This window comes from Streptomyces sp. NPDC044064 (assembly GCF_056434245.1).
Window position 1 is genome coordinate 157,893 of record NZ_JBWKFN010000019.1, and the last position, 15,454, is coordinate 173,346.

A 15,454-nucleotide genomic window follows, 5' to 3' on the forward strand; every position below is an offset into this window, starting at 1 on the left:
CGATGTCCGTCGTCTCACGTAGGCTCGCTAGTGACGGAAAATGAGTGCTCCGGACGAGGGAGGGGGCCCACGTGCTCATCGACACCTACGGCCGAGTGGCCACCGACCTGAGGGTCTCGCTCACCGATCGGTGCAATCTGCGCTGCACCTACTGCATGCCCGAGGAAGGCCTGCAGTGGCTCGCCAAGCCCGATCTGCTCACGGACGACGAGATCGTCCGGCTCATCGACATCGCGGTCCGCCTGCTCGGCATCGAGGAGGTCCGCTTCACCGGCGGCGAGCCCCTGCTGCGCCCCGGGCTGGTCGGCATCGTCGAGCGCGTCGCGGACCTCGCCCCCCGCCCCCAGATGTCCCTCACGACGAACGGCATCGGCCTCAGGCGCACCGCCGTCGCCCTGAAGGCGGCGGGCCTGGACCGGGTCAACGTCTCCCTGGACACCCTGCGCCCCGACGTCTTCAAGACCCTCACCCGCCGCGACCGGCACAAGGACGTCCTCGAGGGCCTCGAAGCCGCCCGCGACGCCGGCCTCACCCCGGTCAAGGTCAACACGGTCCTGATGCCGGGCCTGAACGAGGACGAGGCCCCGGGCCTGCTGGCCTGGGCGCTGGAGCACGAGTACGAGCTGCGCTTCATCGAGCAGATGCCGCTCGACGCCCAGCACGGCTGGAAGCGCGAGAGCATGGTCACCGCCGGGGACATCCTGGCCTCCCTGCGCACCCGCTTCGACCTCACCCCCGAGGGCGCGGACGAGCGCGGCGCGGCACCGGCGGAGCGCTGGCTGGTGGACGGCGGCCCCCAGCGGGTCGGCGTGATCGCCTCGGTCACCCGGCCGTTCTGCGCGGCCTGCGACCGCACCCGCCTCACCGCCGACGGACAGATACGCACCTGTCTGTTCGCCACGGAGGAGACCGATCTGCGAGCGGCCCTGCGCTCCGGCGCCCCCGACGAGGAGATCGCCCGCATCTGGCGACTGGCGATGTGGGGAAAGAAGGCGGGAGCGGGCCTGGACGACCCGACCTTCGTCCAGCCGGACCGGCCCATGTCCGCGATCGGCGGCTAGGACTCCTCGGGGGCTTCCCAGTCCTCGAACTTCACCACGTCCTTGAGGAACCCCCGGACCCCGAGGAACTGCGAAAGATGCTCGCGGTGTTCCTCGCAGGCGAGCCACGTCTTGCGTCGCTCCGGCGTGTGAATCTTCGGGTTGTTCCACGCCAGCACCCACACGGCATCGGCACGGCAGCCCTTGGCGGAGCAGATGGGGGTCTCGTCACTCACAGGTTCGTCACTGGTTCCGTATCACAGAGCCCCCGTAAACAAGGCGACGCCGAGCAGCCACGGGGGGAGCTGCCCGGCGTCGGTCCGTCGCTCCGACGGGGGATGCGGAGCGCGTACGCAGTATGTCACGGGTCACCCGTCGCCCGGCACTGGAACTACACGATTGATCTGAGCTTTTCTTGAGCTTGGCGTGCGTCCGCCGGCAGCAGCCGGCGCGTCCGCCGTGGTCACGCCCCTTCGGGCCGATCGGGCTCCGACCGTGCCGTCTCCTCCTGCGCACGCGGCGGCTCGATCATCGGCGGCATCGGTGCGGTGATGAAGGTCGACGGAAGGTTGGGCGGCCGCTCCCGGCCCGCGTTCGCGATCACCACGGCGACGTAGGGGAGCAGCGCACCGAGCACCAGCGCCACGACGGCGACGTACCGTTCGACGTTCCACAGCGAGACCGCGAGGATCACGGAGAGGGTGCGGATCGCCATCGAGATGACGTACCGCCGCTGCCGGCCCCGCACGTCCTCGGCCAGCCCGGTCCGGGCGCCGGTGATCCGGAACACCTGGACGCTGCCACCGTGCTGCTTGCGCATCACACTCCACCATCCGCCCGCAGACTCTCCCCGGCCCGCACCTGCGTCCACACCCGGCGGGGGACCGGACCAGGACACCTCCACGTTACGCCGCGGCCGCACGCCCGACGAGACCGGGTCGCCTCCCCGCCTGCGCGAACGCTCTCGGCCCCGCCGCCGACGGGTGAACCCGACGTGCGCCGTACGGCGCACCGACCGACACTGACCGTAGTGCTCACGTCGAGCTGTACGAGGAGGCAGCCATGGGCTGGTTGTGGGCGATCATCGTGGGATTCGTACTGGGCCTCATCGCGAAGGCGATCATCCCGGGCAAGCAGCACAGCCCCCTCTGGCTGACCACCATCTGCGGCATCCTGGGCGCCATCGCCGGCAACGCGATCGCCGCCGCGCTCGGCGTCGCGCAGACCCGCGGCATCGACTGGAGCCGGCATGCCTTCCAGCTCGTCGCCGCGATCATCATCGTCTTCGCCGTGGACAGGCTCTACATGGCGACTCTGGGCAAGAAGAAACAACAGACCGTCTGACGGCGGGCACAGCGAAGGGCGGCCCCTCTCCGAGGAGCCGCCCTCCGGTCCGTCCTAGGCGCCGGTGACCTCCACCGCGGCGAGGTTCTTCTTGCCCCGCCGCAGCACCAGCCACCGCCCGTGCAGCAGGTCCTCCTTGGCGGCCACGGCATCCTCCGCGGTGACCTTCGCGTTGTTCACGTAGGCCCCGCCCTCCTTCACGGTCCGCCGAGCGGCGGACTTGCTGGCCACCAGGCCGACCTCGGCGAACAGGTCGACCACCTGGCCCAGCTCGGAGACCTGGACGTGCGGCACCTCGGACAGCGCCGCCGCCAGCGTCCGCTCGTCCAGCTCCGCCAGCTCGCCCTGGCCGAACAGGGCCTTGGACGCGGCGATCACGGCGGCCGTCTGGTCGGCGCCGTGCACCAGCGTCGTCAGCTCCTCGGCGAGCGCGCGCTGCGCGGCACGCGCCTGCGGACGCTCCTCGGTCTGCTGCTCCAGCTCCTCCAGCTCCGCGCGGGACTTGAAGGACAGGATCCGCATGTACTTCGAGATGTCACGGTCGTCCACGTTCAGCCAGAACTGGTAGAACGCGTACGGCGTCGTCATCTCCGGGTCGAGCCAGACGGCGCCGCCCTCGGTCTTGCCGAACTTGGTGCCGTCCGCCTTGGTCATCAGCGGGGTGGCCAGCGCGTGCGCCTCGGCCTCCGGCTCCAGCCGGTGGATCAGGTCGAGACCGGCCGTGAGGTTGCCCCACTGGTCGCTGCCGCCCTGCTGGAGCGTGCAGCCGTACCGCCGGTACAGCTGCAGGAAGTCCATGCCCTGCAGGATCTGGTAGCTGAACTCGGTGTAGCTGATGCCCTGGTCGGACCCCAGACGGCGGGCCACCGAGTCCTTCGTCAGCATCTTGTTGACGCGGAAGTGCTTGCCGATGTCCCGCAGGAACTCGATCGCGGAGAGGTTCGCGGTCCAGTCGAGGTTGTTCACCATGACCGCCGCGTTCTCGCCCTCGAAGGACAGGAACGGCTCGATCTGGGCGCGCAGCTTGCCCACCCAGCCGGCCACCGTCTCCGGGTCGTTCAGCGTGCGCTCCGCGGTGGGGCGCGGGTCACCGATCAGGCCCGTCGCGCCGCCGACCAGCGCCAGCGGCCGGTGCCCGGCCTGCTGGAGCCGGCGCACGGTGAGCACCTGCACCAGATGCCCCACGTGCAGCGACGGCGCCGTCGGGTCGAAACCGCAATAGAACGTGACGGGACCGTCCGCGAGCGCCTTGCGCAAAGCGTCCTCGTCGGTGGACAGGGCGAACAGCCCACGCCACTTCAGCTCGTCGACGATGTCCGTCACGGTTCTCGTGTCTCCTCGGTGATCCAGGGGCGGTCGGGTGACAGCCGACTACGAGGTTATACGCCCTGGCTGACAGAGCTCATGTTGAAATCGGGGATCCGCAGCGCAGGCATCGCGGCCCGGGTGAAGTAGTCGCCCCACTCCCGCGGCAGCGTCTTCTCCGTACGCCCCGCCTCCGTGGCCCGGCCGAGCAGGTCCACCGGCGACTCGTTGAACCGGAAGTTGTTCACCTGCCCGGTCACCTCGCCGTTCTCCACGAGGTAGACGCCGTCCCGGGTCAGGCCGGTGAGCAGCAGCGTCGCCGGGTCGACCTCGCGGATGTACCACAGGCAGGTCAGCAGCAACCCGCGCTCGGTGGCCGCGACCATCTCGTCCGGGGAGCGGTCCTGCCCGCCGTCCAGGATCAGGTTCCCGATCGCCGGGGCGACCGGCAGCCCGGTCAGGCCCGCGCTGTGCCGGGTGGTGATCAGGTGCTTGAGCACGCCCCCGCCGATCCACTCGGTGGGGTGCACCGGCAGCCCGTTGTCGAACACGGACTGGTCGCCGCCGGAGGAGTGGGCGACCACGAAGGGCGCGCACTCCAGGCCCGGCTCGTTCGGGTCGCTGCGCAGGCTCAGCGGCAGCTCGCTCAGCTTCTCGTCGACACGGGTGCCGCCGCCCGGCTTCGAGAACACCGTCCGGCCCTCGGCCGCGTCCCGGCCCGAGGCCGACCAGAGCTGGTAGATCAGCAGGTCCGCGACCGCGGTCGGCGGCAGCAGCGTCTCGTACCGGCCCGCGGGCAGCTCCACCCGCCGCTCGGCCCAGCCGAGGCGTACGGCCAGCTCGGCGTCCAGGGCGCCCGGGTCGACGTCCTTGAAGTCCCGCGTGGAGCGGCCCGCCCACGCCGAGCGGGCCCGGTCCGGGGACTTGGCGTTCAGCTCCAGCGTGCCGTTCGGCTGGTCGTGCCGCAGCCGCAGTCCGGTGGAGGTGCCCAGGTACGTCGACACCATCTCGTGGTTGGCGAAGCCGTACAGCTCGCGGCCGCCGGCCCGCGCGCGTGCGAAGGCCTCGCCGAGCGCCGGCGCGAACTCCGCGAAGACGGCCGAGGAGGTCTCGGCGGGCGCGTCCGAGAAGTCCGGGGACTCCTGGACGCCGCTGATCAGCGGCTGGGCGTCCTCGGCGGGCCCGGCCCCGCGCGCCGCCGCCTCGGCGGCCCGCACCAGCGGCTCCAGCTCCTCGGCGGTCACCGCCGACCGCGACACGACACCGGAGGCCGTGCCCTCCTTGCCGTCCACGGAAGCGATCACCGTGAGGGTACGGCCGCGGGTCACCCCGTTGGTGGTGAGCGCGTTGCCTGCCCAGCGCAGGTTGGCGGTCGACTCCTCGTCGGCGATGACGACGCAGCCGTCGGCCCGGGACAGCGCGAGAGCCTGCTCGACGACCTCGTGCGGCTTGCTGGTACGGGCGCTCATCGACCGGCCTCCTGCGTGGTGTTCAGAATGTTGACGCCCTTGAAGAGGGCGGAGGGGCACCCGTGGGACACGGCGGCGACCTGGCCCGGCTGGGCCTTGCCGCAGTTGAAGGCGCCGCCCAGGACGTAGGTCTGCGGGCCGCCCACGGCCGTCATGGACCCCCAGAAGTCGGTGGTCGTGGCCTGGTAGGCGACGTCCTTCAGCTGCCCGGTGATCCGCCCGTTCTCGATCCTGAAGAAGCGCTGCCCCGTGAACTGGAAGTTGTACCGCTGCATGTCGATCGACCAGGACCGGTCGCCGACGACGTAGATGCCCCGGTCGACGCCGCCGATCAGGTCCTCGGTGGACAGCCCGGCAGGATCCGGCCGCAGGGACACGTTGGCCATGCGCTGTACCGGCACATGCCCGGGGGAGTCGGCGAACGCACAGCCGTTGGACCGCTCGAAACCGGTCAGCTTCGCGATCCTGCGGTCCAGCTGGTAGCCGACGAGCGTGCCGTCCTTCACCAGGTCCCAGGACTGCGCCTCGACGCCCTCGTCGTCGTACCCGACGGTCGCGAGGCCGTGCTCGGCGTTGCGGTCACCGGTGACGTTCATCAGCTCGGAGCCGTACCTCAGCTTGCCGAGCTGGTCGAAGGTGGCGAAGGAGGTGCCGGCGTAGGCGGCCTCGTAGCCGAGCGCGCGGTCCAGCTCGGTGGCGTGCCCGATGGACTCGTGGATGGTCAGCCACAGGTTGGACGGGTCGACCACGAGGTCGTACAGGCCCGACTCCACACTGGGGGCCCGCATCTTCTCGGCGAGCAGCTCGGGGATCTGCTCCAGCTCGGCGTCCCAGTCCCAGCCGGTCCCGGTCAGGTACTCCCAGCCGCGCCCGACGGGCGGCGCGATCGTCCGCATCGAGTCGAACTCACCGCTCGACTCGTCGACCGAGACGGCCGTCAGCTGCGGATGCAGCCGCACCCGCTGCTGGGTGGTCACGGTGCCCGCGGTGTCGGCATAGAACTTGTTCTCGTGCACGGTGAGCAGCGAGGCGTCCACGTGGTTCACGCCGCGGGCCGCCAGCAGCCGGCCGCTCCACTCCGCCAGCAGCGCCGCCTTCTCCTCGGCGGGCACGGAGAAGGGATCGATCTCGTACGAGGAGATCCACGTCTTCTCGGCATGGACCGGCTCGGCGGCCAGCTCCACCCGCTCGTCCGACCCGGCGGCCTTGATCACCTGCGCGGAGAGCTTCGCCATCGCCACCGCCTGCGAGGCGACCTTGGCGGCCGCGTCCAGGGTCAGGTCCACCCCGGAGGCGAAGCCCCACGTACCGCCGTGCACGACCCGGACCGCGTATCCGAGGTCGGTGGTGTCCGACGATCCCGCGGGCTTGGCGTCCCTGAGCCGCCAGGACGCGCTGCGCACCCGCTCGAACCGGAAGTCCGCATGCTCGGCCCCCAGCGCACGCGCGCGTGCCAGCGCGGCGTCGGCCAGAGCCCTTAGCGGAAGCGCCGTGAAGGCTTCGTCGATGGAATGAGGCACGGAGGTCTCCCTGCTGTCGTGGCCTGTCGGTTCCGATCATGTCGCGGGAGCGGCCCGGCGGACCACATGTTTCGGTCCGGGGCGGAGGCATTCTGTAGGGACCCGACAGCGTCGCACTCGAGCCACTGTCGGTGCCCGCTTCCCCGCGGGGGCGGGGCGACCGATAGGTTTCGGATGAAGCCGCCTGCCATCCAGCTGTTCGGGCGGGCTGTCCGACCGCATCAGACCGCAAACGAAAGGGTGATCCGTTGAGCCGCTCGGTTCTCGTCACCGGAGGCAACCGGGGCATCGGCCTCGCCATCGCCCGCGCTTTCGCCGACGCCGGCGACAAGGTCGCTATCACGTACCGCTCGGGTGAGCCGCCGGCCGGCTTCCTGGCCGTCAAGTGCGACATCACCGACGCCGAGCAGGTGGAGCAGGCCTACAAGGAGATCGAGGAGCAGCACGGCCCGGTCGAGGTCCTCGTCGCCAACGCCGGCGTCACCAAGGACCAGCTCCTGATGCGCATGTCCGAGGAGGACTTCACCTCGGTCATCGACACCAACCTCACGGGCACCTTCCGCGTCGTCAAGCGGGCCAACCGCGGCATGCTGCGCGCCAAGAAGGGCCGCGTCATACTGATCTCCTCCGTGGTCGGTCTGCTCGGCCAGGCGGGGCAGGCGAACTACGCCGCCTCCAAGGCCGCCATGGTCGGCTTCGCGCGTTCCCTCGCCCGTGAGCTGGGGTCGCGCAACATCACCTTCAACGTCGTCGCGCCCGGCTTCGTCCACACCGACATGACCAAGGCGCTCACCGAGCAGCAGCGCGAGAGCATCGTGACGCAGGTGCCGCTCGGCCGTTACGCGCAGCCGGAGGAGATCGCCGCGACGGTGCGGTTCCTCGCCTCGGACGACGCTTCGTACATCACTGGAGCCGTCATCCCGGTTGACGGCGGACTGGGAATGGGTCACTGATCACCATGAGCGGAATCCTCGAGGGCAAGCGCATCCTGATCACGGGTGTGCTGATGGAGTCCTCCATCGCCTTCCACGTCGCCAAGCTCGCCCAGGAGCAGGGCGCCGAGATCATCCTGACCGCCTTCCCGCGGCCCACGCTGACCGAGCGCATCGCCAAGAAGCTGCCGAAGCCGGCCAAGGTCATCGAGCTGGACGTCACCAACGACGAGCACCTCGCCCGCCTGGCCGACCTGGTCGGCGAGGAGCTGGGCGGCCTCGACGGCATCGTCCACTCCATCGGCTTCGCCCCGCAGGACGCGCTCGGCGGCAACTTCCTCAACACGCCGTTCGAGTCGGTCTCCACCGCCATGCACGTCTCGGCGTTCTCCCTGAAGTCGCTGACCATGGCCTGCCTGCCGCTGATGCAGAACGGCGGCTCGGTCGTCGGCCTCACCTTCGACGCCTCCTTCGCCTGGCCGCAGTACGACTGGATGGGCCCGGCCAAGGCCGCCCTGGAGGCCACCAGCCGCTACATGGCGCGCGACCTGGGCAAGCAGAACATCCGCTGCAACCTCGTCTCGGCGGGCCCGATCGGCTCCATGGCTGCCAAGTCCATCCCGGGCTTCGGCGAGCTGGCCTCCGTGTGGGACAGCCGCTCCCCGCTGGAGTGGGACCTCAAGGACCCGGAGCCGGCCGGCAAGGGCGTCGTCGCGCTGCTGAGCGACTGGTTCCCGAAGACCACTGGCGAGATCGTCCACGTGGACGGCGGTCTGCACGCCATCGGCGCGTGACCCCCGCCTGACGTCGACGCCCCGTTCTCCGCGGTCCGCGGGGGCGGGGCGTCACTCGTTCGGCGTACCCGGCCGGGCGGGACCCGGGGCCGATGGCGCACTCTGGATCACGGGTTCACCCCGCGCATCCTCCGCAGCCCGGCCGAGGAGGTCCCCTTGTGCGCCTGTCCCGCAGCCTGGCCCCGCTGACGGTGGCCGTAGCCCTCGTGCTCTCCCTGCCGTACGACGCGCTGCCCCACGCGCGCGCGGCCCACGGCGAGCCGCCCGCGCCGAACCTGTTCGGCGCCGCGTGCCGTACGGCCGTCACCGGCTCGCACGTGGTGGCGTACTGCCACAACCCCTACGTCGACACCGACCGGGTGCGGCTGCACATCGAATGCGCCCGCTGGTGGGACATCGACACCGACAGCGCCCCGGTGGACACCGCGGCCGCCATGACCGTGCGGCTGACCGGCCGGTGCTGGAAGGAAGTCGGTTCGGTGTGGATCAGCCACCAGAAGGCGCGCTGAACCTGCCCGGACGGCACAGGAACGGATAACTCGCGGCCTCGGCGGCGGCGGCCTCCGCGTCGCCCGTGCGGATCGCGTCCACCAGCCGGGTGTGGTCCATGTACGTCTCGGGCGTCAGCTCGGCGCCCACGTCCGCGCGCAGCCAGTCCCGCAGCACCTCTCCCAGGTCGGCGTACATGGCCGTCATGACGTCGTTGTGGGAGGCGGCCACCACGGCCAGGTGGAAGGTGGCGTCGGCGGTCACGAACGCCTCGGCCTCGCCGGTCTCCCAGGCCTCCTCGCGCCGGGCCAGGAGCGCGTCCAGCTGCTTGAGGTCCTTCTCGGTGCGCCGTTCGGCCGCCAGCTTGGCCGCCGCCGACTCCAGCGTGGAACGCAGCTCGGCGATGTGCCGGGGCTCGGCGTCCGCGAACCGGCGGTGCATCACGCCGGCCAGCTCACTGGTCGCCGCGACGTAGGTGCCCGAACCCTGCCGGATGTCCAGCAGGCCGTTGTGCGCGAGCGCGCGGACGGCCTCGCGGACGGTGTTGCGGGCGACGCCGAGCAGCTCGACCAGCTCGGGCTCGGTCGGGATGCGCGAGCCGACCGGCCACTCGCCGGACGCGATCTGGTTGCGCAGCTCGGCGATGACCTGCTCGGACAGCGCCGAACGACGCGGGTGGCTCAGGGGCATGGCACACCTTCGCACGCGAGGCCCGGGCGACAGCGTCCCGGGGATGGACAACCAATCATCCCATGATTCTATGATGGGGGACATGGCTAGTGAGGAAACCCGGACCGCGGACAACCCGACCGCGCAGACCCCGACCACGGCAACCCGTGCGCAACCGTCGTCGGCCGAACGCGGCACGACCACCGCGGCGGCCACCCGTCGCACGCCCCCCACGCGCGCGTGGGCGACACGGCTGGTCGTCGTCGGCATCGTGCTGTCCGCACTGAACCTCCGGCCGGCCATCACGAGCCTCGGCGCGCTCCTGGAGGAGGTCCGCGACGGCCTCGGCATGAGCGGCAGCGTGGCCGGGCTGCTCACCTCCGTGCCCCCGCTCTGCTTCGCCGCCTTCGGCGTCACCGCACCCCGGCTGGCCCGCCGCTTCGGACCGGCCGCCGTGGTGTGCGCGGGTATGGCCGCCATCACCGCGGGCCTGCTGATACGGCCGTACGCCGGCGGCACGGCCGGTTTCCTGGCCGCCAGCGCACTCACCCTCATGGGCATCGCCGTCAGCAACGTGCTGATGCCGGTCATCGTCAAGCGCTGGTTCCCCGACCGGGTCGGCTCCATGACCGGCCTGTACTCCATGGCCCTCGCCCTCGGCACCTCCGTCGCCGCCGCGGTGACCGTGCCCCTGACCGGCGCCCTCGGCGGCAGCTGGCAGTCCGGACTCGCCGTGTGGGCGGCGCTCGCGGCCGCCGCCGTACTGCCCTGGCTGCCGCTGGTGCGGCAGCGGGGCGCCGAGACCGCCACCGGCCGCGCCCACGAGCCGGTGCGCGCGGCGCAGGACCAGCAGGCCCCGCTGCGCATCACCCGCAGCCGAACCGCCTGGGCGCTCGCCGTCTTCTTCGGGCTCCAGGCCACCGCCGCCTACATCACGATGGGCTGGATGGCCCAGATCTTCCGCGACTCCGGCGTCCCCGCGGGCACGGCGGGACTGCTCCTCGCCGTCACCATGGTGATGGGCGTGCCCCTGGCCTTCGTCATCCCGCGGGTGGCCACCCGGCTGCCCCACCAGGGGCCGATCGTGCTGTTCCTGGGCGTCTGCGGCCTCGTCGGGTACGCCGGCCTGTACTTCGCGCCGGCCGCCGGCGCCTGGGCCTGGGCCGTGCTCCTCGGCATCTCCAACTGTGCCTTCCCGCTGGCGCTGACCATGGTCGGCATGCGGGCCAGGACCGGCCCGGGCGTGGTCCAGCTGTCCGCGTTCGCCCAGAGCACCGGATACCTGATCTCCATCCCCGGCCCGCTGCTGGTCGGCGTGCTCTACCAGCAGAGCGGCGGCTGGGGGGTGCCGATCGCCCTCATGGCGGCACTGATGCTCCCCCAGATGGCGGTGGGCTTCCTGGCAGGCCGCGACCGCATCGTGGAGGACGAGGCGGCGGCGCGCTGACGACCCCGGCGCACGGGATGCACACACCGGGTGCGAGACTGGCGGCATGCCAGTGCTCGACCCGAACCCGCAGAACGGCCAGAAGAAGATGCTGATCATCTTCGGCGCGTTCTTCGCCATCTTCGCGATCATCGCCGTCATCGCGACGATAGCCTCACCCTGATCCGGCACCCCGCCCGACCCGCGACGCGCCCCGATGGTGGGGCTGACCCCACCATCCCCTAGGGGGCCAGTGTCAGGGTCAAGTGGGTGGGTCACCGGATGGGTTGAGGGCCCCGGACTCCGTAGCTTCGAGATGTGACCGCACCAGGCGGCCAGGAGCGCTCGAGGACCCACGGAGGCGACCATGTCGGCCCGCACGCACACCCGGCCCCACCCGGCGACCACGGGCGGCGTCGACATCCGGCTGCCCTGGTGGGCCCTGGCCCTGCCCGCGCTCGCCTTCGTCGCGCTGCTGACGCTGATACTGAACCCGTCGGACGCCCACGCCGCGACCGGTGATCCGGCGATCACGCAGCTCCTCGCGCGCGTGCAGCAGCTCCTCGCCCACTGACGCGGAGCCTCCGTACCGGGTGAATCCGCATGTCAACTCCCTGCGCCACATGGCCTGTTTCATGCGAAGCTGGGTGCCATGAGCGTCGCAGAACCCCGCAGGATCGTCCTCTTCCGGCATGCGAAAGCCGACTGGCCCCAGGTGTCCGACCACGACCGCCCGCTCGCCGAGCGGGGCCGCATGGACGCCGCAGTCGCCGGGCGCAGGCTGGCCGACACCGGCATCACCTTCGACCTGGCCCTGTGCTCCACCGCGGTCCGGACCCGTGAGACCTGGAAGCTCGCCGTCCACGAACTCGCGCACCGGCCGAAAACCCACTACGAGGAGCGGGTCTACGAGGCCTCGCCCGGCGAGCTGATCGCCGTGCTCAACGAGATCCCGGACGACGTGCAGAACGTGATCCTGATCGGTCACAACCCGGGCGTGCACGGCTTGGCCGACATCCTCGCGGGCGACTCCGAGGGCGATGCCCGAGAGCGGATGAACCGCCGCGGCTTCCCCGCCGCGGGCTTCGCACTGCTCGCCTACGACGGCGCCTGGAAGGGCCTGGAGCCGGCCGCTGCCACGCTGACGGACTACTGGGCACCCACCGAGTGACGGCACCCACGGCAGGAGGGCCCGGCACCGTGGCGGTGCCGGGCCCTCCTCACATCCGGTGTTCGATCCGCCCGGTGCGGCTCACTCCTCGTCGTGGGTGTCGGCCGCCTCGACCTCTTCGCGGGTGACGCCCAGCAGATAGAGGACCGTGTCGAGGAAGGGGAAGTTCACCGCCGTGTGCGCGGCCTCGCGGACCACCGGCTTGGCGTTGAAGGCGACCCCGAGACCGGCCGCGTTCAGCATGTCCAGGTCGTTGGCACCGTCACCGATCGCCACCGTCTGCGACAGCGGCACCCCGGCCTCAGCGGCGAACCGGCGCAGCAGCCGCGCCTTGCCCGCGCGGTCCACGATCTCGCCGGTGACCCGGCCGGTCAGCTTGCCGTCGACGATCTCCAGCGTGTTGGCCTGCGCGAAGTCCAGCCCCAGCCGCTCCTTCAGATCGTCCGTGACCTGGGTGAACCCACCGGAGACGACCCCGACTTGGTAGCCGAGGCGCTTCAGGGTGCGGATGAGCGTGCGCGCGCCCGGCGTCAGCCGTACCTCGTTGCGCACCTTCTCCACCACCGAGGCGTCCAGCCCCTTCAGCAGGGCGACGCGCGCGTGCAGCGACTGCTCGAAGTCCAGCTCCCCGCGCATCGCGGCGGCCGTCACCTCGGCGACCTGGTCCTCGCAGCCGGCGTGCGCGGCGAACAGCTCGATGACCTCGTCCTGGATGAGGGTGGAGTCCACGTCCATGACCACCAGCCGCTGGGCGCGCCGGTGCAGGCCCGCCGAGACGACGGCGATGTCGACACCCAGTGCCGCCGCGTCGGACGCCAGGGCCGTGCGCAGCGGCTCGGTCTCCACACCGGAGACGGCGAACTCCACCGCGGTCACCGGGTACTTGGCGAGGCGGAAGATACGGTCGATGTTGCCGCCGGCCTTGGCGATCCGGGCGGCGATGGCGGCCGTCGACTCGGCGGTGAGGGGGTGACCGAGGACCGTCACCAGGGAGCGCCCGTGACCACGGGGACGGTTGTCGCCGTGCCCCGAGATGATCTCCGCCTGCATCTTCATCGACTCGGCCCAGCTGTGCACGGTGGCCCTCAGATCGCCTTCCAGGCTCGCCGGCGGCTGGGTGACCAGCACGCACAGCACCAAGCGGCCCCGGGTGACGACCTGCTCGATGTCGACCACGTCGACGAGGTAGGCGGCAAGGGTGTCGAAGAGGCCGGCCGTGATGCCCGGCCTGTCCTTGCCGAAGATCTTGACGAGGAGAGTGGGGACCTCGGAGGTCTGCGAAGCGCTCATGGTGTCACCACCGTATCCGGCACCCAGTGCCTTCTGCCCGTGAGGTCCGCCTGACGGACACGGAACAATGGGTGTCGGGCCGATGTAGAGGATCTTGCCGCCGGACGACGGCGCGCCCGCTGCGCCACCGGCCCACGGCCCGGGCTCTACCACGACTGTGACACGCCCGCGCTCGTCACGGGCAACGCGGAGGCGTCCGCTGCACGGGGCGGCCGCGGGCTCACCTCCTGGGTCTGCCCGGCGGAGGCGGCGGCAGCGGCCCAGGGGGCGGTGGCCCCTCGTCCTCAGGACCCGGCGCGCGATCGCGCGGGCGCGAGCCGGGACGGCCCCGGGGCGCGGGAGGAAGCGGGCCCAGGGGCCGGACCACGGTCGGGGCGCCGTACACGTCGTCCCCGCTCGACCGGGGCCGCCCGTCCCCGGGCTCCTTCCGGAACCGCTCCGGCACCTGGAGATAGGGGTTCGTGTCCGGGTTCGGGGGCCGGTACGGCCTGCCCGGCGCGTACGGTCCGGCCCCGTCGCCACGGTCGAACGCAGCGCGCCCGGACGCACCGCCGTACCCCGGATCCCCGACCCGCGCCCCACTGGGCACCGCACCCCGCCCCGGCCCCACCGCCCGAGCCCCCGCGGCCCCCGCCACCAGGGCGAGCAGTGCGCCGGCCGCCCCGGCCCCCGCACCCCACACAGCGCCCAGGAGCAGCGCCATGCCCAGGTGGCCGTGCAGCTCGATGCCCGCGCCGAAGGCGTCGAAGCCCAGCACGGACAGCGAGGCGTCCACCGAGACATCGGCCAGCCGGGCGAGGAGGGGCAGGGCGAGCGCGGTCGCGGTGCCGAGCCGCAGGGCGCAGCGGCCGGCGAACCCCGCCGCACCGACCGGTCGGGGCAGCGGCGTCCGTACCGCCGTCAGCACCCCGGCCAGCAGCATCATCAGCGCCGTCGCGACCACGAGCAGCCACACCCGCCCGTCCAGCCCGGCCAGCCGGCCCACCGTGACGGGCTGGTCGGAGTGCGCGCTCAGAAGCTGGTCGAGAGGGTGGGGCAGCACGGTGCGCAGTGCGCCGGTGGCCTTGCCGTCCCACGGGACGAACAGGCCGACCGGGACGCCCAGCCACACCCCGTTCGGGGCGCCCAGCAGGGCCGCGCCCGCGATCCGGCGCGGATGGTCGTCGCCGATCGCCGCGTACAACGCCGCCGCGAGCCCGGCGGCCACGGCCGTCAGCAGCACGGTGACGAGCGCCGACACGCCCGGCCGCACGACCCGGTGCACGGCGTCCCAGCCGGGCGGCAGGGGAGTGCGCCGGGAGGCGAGCAGGGCGATCAGCAGGACTCCGGCGGACCAGCAGAGGCCGCCGAGAAGGGTGGGCGCGGTGTCCACGGTGAAACCGACGGCGGCCTTCGCGTGGATCAGATCGCCGATCCGGTCGGGCAGCAGCCCGCCGACGTCCCCCAGACCGGGGATGCGCAGGCCGCCCCCCTTCCCGCCCCCGCCGGGCAGCCTGTCCAGACCGAGCGAGCCGCCGTCGATCGTGATGACGTCGTGCCCGGCCCACGCCAGCCCGCCCAGCGTGGCCACGAAGAGGGCGACCACCGCGCCGGCGCGCGCGAGGAGTTCGGACGGCGCGATCACAACTCCGGCCGTGCGCAGGGACCGTAGGAAGAACCACGACAGCAGCAGGGCGCCGACCAGGCTCACCCCCAGTGGCGTGATCTCGACGGCCGTGTGGGCCTCGGCACCCTTCAGCCCGAAAGCGGACACATCGCCCGACGGCGAGACCGAACCACCCGCCCCGAGCGCCACAACTGCCGCCGTCATAGGGCCCAGTGAGCCCGCCGCGTCCGCCTGCAGCAGATGCAGTCCGAGCGCGGCCGTGCCCGCCATCCCTATCAACGCCCAGCTGACGGTGGCGATCGCGGACAGCAGGATGTCCGTCCACGGCAGCGAGGTGCCGTGCCGTGCGGTCTCGACGCTCGTGGCAGCGCTCATGGCAGACCCCCCGATCCGCGGCGC

The 15,454-nt window shown here is 71.8% G+C and carries 17 protein-coding genes; 9 read left to right on the plus strand and 8 right to left on the minus strand.

The window, feature by feature from the left end:
• The first annotated feature begins 71 nt into the window (after window positions 1–71).
• On the plus strand, window positions 72–1,061 hold the full coding sequence (gene moaA / locus AC07DS_RS29025) for a GTP 3',8-cyclase MoaA (RefSeq protein WP_479149964.1): 990 nt from the start codon (window positions 72–74) through the stop codon (window positions 1,059–1,061).
• On the opposite strand, the gene AC07DS_RS29030 is transcribed toward moaA, so the two are convergent.
• Window positions 1,058–1,276: a hypothetical protein gene (locus AC07DS_RS29030; protein WP_386573910.1), complete on the minus strand. Its 219-nt coding sequence runs from the start codon at window positions 1,274–1,276 to the stop codon at window positions 1,058–1,060. The genes moaA and AC07DS_RS29030 overlap by 4 nt on opposite strands.
• A gap of 227 nt (window positions 1,277–1,503) precedes the next feature.
• Entirely contained in the window at window positions 1,504–1,860 is a 357-nt protein-coding gene (locus tag AC07DS_RS29035) for a DUF3099 domain-containing protein (protein ID WP_479149966.1), read from the minus strand.
• Between the two features lie 242 nt (window positions 1,861–2,102).
• Here AC07DS_RS29035 and AC07DS_RS29040 point away from each other — a divergent pair, with 242 nt between their 5' ends.
• The gene (locus AC07DS_RS29040; RefSeq protein WP_479149968.1) at window positions 2,103–2,384 is read left to right on the plus strand and encodes a GlsB/YeaQ/YmgE family stress response membrane protein; all 282 of its coding nucleotides are present in this window, start codon (window positions 2,103–2,105) and stop codon (window positions 2,382–2,384) included.
• 54 nt (window positions 2,385–2,438) lie between these two features.
• Here AC07DS_RS29040 and tyrS read toward each other — a convergent pair whose 3' ends face one another.
• From tyrS to AC07DS_RS29055, 3 genes are read right to left on the minus strand one after another with little or no spacing between them, the layout of a single operon-like run.
• Window positions 2,439–3,707: a tyrosine--tRNA ligase gene (gene tyrS, locus AC07DS_RS29045; RefSeq protein WP_479149970.1), complete on the minus strand. Its 1,269-nt coding sequence runs from the start codon at window positions 3,705–3,707 to the stop codon at window positions 2,439–2,441.
• Between the two features lie 56 nt (window positions 3,708–3,763).
• On the minus strand, window positions 3,764–5,158 hold the full coding sequence (locus AC07DS_RS29050; protein ID WP_479149972.1) for a metallopeptidase TldD-related protein: 1,395 nt from the start codon (window positions 5,156–5,158) through the stop codon (window positions 3,764–3,766).
• Window positions 5,155–6,678, minus strand: coding sequence for a TldD/PmbA family protein (locus tag AC07DS_RS29055; RefSeq protein ID WP_479149974.1), 1,524 nt, complete (start codon window positions 6,676–6,678; stop codon window positions 5,155–5,157). The genes AC07DS_RS29050 and AC07DS_RS29055 overlap by 4 nt, the downstream gene beginning before the upstream one ends.
• Before the next feature lie 248 nt (window positions 6,679–6,926).
• On the opposite strand from AC07DS_RS29055, the gene fabG reads away from it, so the two are divergent.
• The 3 genes from fabG to AC07DS_RS29070 all read left to right on the plus strand — a co-directional run bounded on the left by fabG (window position 6,927) and on the right by AC07DS_RS29070 (window position 8,913).
• A complete protein-coding gene (gene fabG, locus AC07DS_RS29060; protein WP_145874689.1) occupies window positions 6,927–7,631 on the plus strand; it encodes a 3-oxoacyl-[acyl-carrier-protein] reductase in 705 nt (234 codons plus the stop codon).
• A 5-nt stretch (window positions 7,632–7,636) separates the two neighbouring features.
• On the plus strand, window positions 7,637–8,404 hold the full coding sequence (gene fabI, locus AC07DS_RS29065) for an enoyl-ACP reductase FabI (RefSeq protein ID WP_479149976.1): 768 nt from the start codon (window positions 7,637–7,639) through the stop codon (window positions 8,402–8,404).
• Between the two features lie 158 nt (window positions 8,405–8,562).
• Window positions 8,563–8,913 (plus strand): hypothetical protein, encoded by a 351-nt coding sequence (locus AC07DS_RS29070; RefSeq protein WP_479149978.1) that lies wholly within the window; start codon window positions 8,563–8,565, stop codon window positions 8,911–8,913.
• Here AC07DS_RS29070 and AC07DS_RS29075 read toward each other — a convergent pair.
• On the minus strand, window positions 8,891–9,583 hold the full coding sequence (locus tag AC07DS_RS29075) for a FadR/GntR family transcriptional regulator (protein WP_479149979.1): 693 nt from the start codon (window positions 9,581–9,583) through the stop codon (window positions 8,891–8,893). The genes AC07DS_RS29070 and AC07DS_RS29075 overlap by 23 nt on opposite strands.
• A gap of 82 nt (window positions 9,584–9,665) precedes the next feature.
• On the opposite strand from AC07DS_RS29075, the gene AC07DS_RS29080 reads away from it, so the two are divergent.
• From AC07DS_RS29080 to AC07DS_RS29095, 4 genes are all read left to right on the plus strand, one after another.
• Window positions 9,666–11,009: a CynX/NimT family MFS transporter gene (locus tag AC07DS_RS29080; protein WP_479149981.1), complete on the plus strand. Its 1,344-nt coding sequence runs from the start codon at window positions 9,666–9,668 to the stop codon at window positions 11,007–11,009.
• A gap of 46 nt (window positions 11,010–11,055) precedes the next feature.
• The gene (locus AC07DS_RS29085; protein WP_145874680.1) at window positions 11,056–11,172 is read left to right on the plus strand and encodes an SGM_5486 family transporter-associated protein; all 117 of its coding nucleotides are present in this window, start codon (window positions 11,056–11,058) and stop codon (window positions 11,170–11,172) included.
• A gap of 183 nt (window positions 11,173–11,355) precedes the next feature.
• Complete coding sequence (locus AC07DS_RS29090) at window positions 11,356–11,562, plus strand: hypothetical protein (RefSeq protein WP_479149984.1); 207 nt, start codon at window positions 11,356–11,358, stop codon at window positions 11,560–11,562.
• Window positions 11,563–11,640: 78 nt separating this feature from the next.
• Window positions 11,641–12,159, plus strand: a complete 519-nt coding sequence (locus AC07DS_RS29095; protein ID WP_479149986.1) for a SixA phosphatase family protein — start codon at window positions 11,641–11,643, stop codon at window positions 12,157–12,159.
• Between the two features lie 81 nt (window positions 12,160–12,240).
• Here AC07DS_RS29095 and serB read toward each other — a convergent pair whose 3' ends face one another.
• The gene (serB, locus tag AC07DS_RS29100; RefSeq protein ID WP_479149988.1) at window positions 12,241–13,449 is read right to left on the minus strand and encodes a phosphoserine phosphatase SerB; all 1,209 of its coding nucleotides are present in this window, start codon (window positions 13,447–13,449) and stop codon (window positions 12,241–12,243) included.
• 220 nt (window positions 13,450–13,669) lie between these two features.
• Entirely contained in the window at window positions 13,670–15,430 is a 1,761-nt protein-coding gene (locus AC07DS_RS29105) for a streptophobe family protein (protein ID WP_479149991.1), read from the minus strand.
• Window positions 15,431–15,454: the final 24 nt, after the last annotated feature.

What these genes read in the sequence shown, in the direction of transcription:
- AC07DS_RS29075 (WP_479149979.1), bottom strand. Translation starts at nt 9,583, where the DNA reads ATGCCCCTGAGCCACCCGCGTCGTTCGGCGCTGTCCGAGCAGGTCATC.
- AC07DS_RS29080 (WP_479149981.1), top strand. Translation starts at nt 9,666, where the DNA reads ATGGCTAGTGAGGAAACCCGGACCGCGGACAACCCGACCGCGCAGACC.
- AC07DS_RS29090 (WP_479149984.1), top strand. Translation starts at nt 11,356, where the DNA reads ATGTCGGCCCGCACGCACACCCGGCCCCACCCGGCGACCACGGGCGGC.
- AC07DS_RS29040 (WP_479149968.1), top strand. Translation starts at nt 2,103, where the DNA reads ATGGGCTGGTTGTGGGCGATCATCGTGGGATTCGTACTGGGCCTCATC.
- fabI (WP_479149976.1), top strand. Translation starts at nt 7,637, where the DNA reads ATGAGCGGAATCCTCGAGGGCAAGCGCATCCTGATCACGGGTGTGCTG.
- AC07DS_RS29050 (WP_479149972.1), bottom strand. Translation starts at nt 5,158, where the DNA reads ATGAGCGCCCGTACCAGCAAGCCGCACGAGGTCGTCGAGCAGGCTCTC.
- AC07DS_RS29105 (WP_479149991.1), bottom strand. Translation starts at nt 15,430, where the DNA reads ATGAGCGCTGCCACGAGCGTCGAGACCGCACGGCACGGCACCTCGCTG.
- serB (WP_479149988.1), bottom strand. Translation starts at nt 13,449, where the DNA reads ATGAGCGCTTCGCAGACCTCCGAGGTCCCCACTCTCCTCGTCAAGATC.
- AC07DS_RS29035 (WP_479149966.1), bottom strand. Translation starts at nt 1,860, where the DNA reads ATGCGCAAGCAGCACGGTGGCAGCGTCCAGGTGTTCCGGATCACCGGC.
- AC07DS_RS29085 (WP_145874680.1), top strand. Translation starts at nt 11,056, where the DNA reads ATGCCAGTGCTCGACCCGAACCCGCAGAACGGCCAGAAGAAGATGCTG.
- AC07DS_RS29095 (WP_479149986.1), top strand. Translation starts at nt 11,641, where the DNA reads ATGAGCGTCGCAGAACCCCGCAGGATCGTCCTCTTCCGGCATGCGAAA.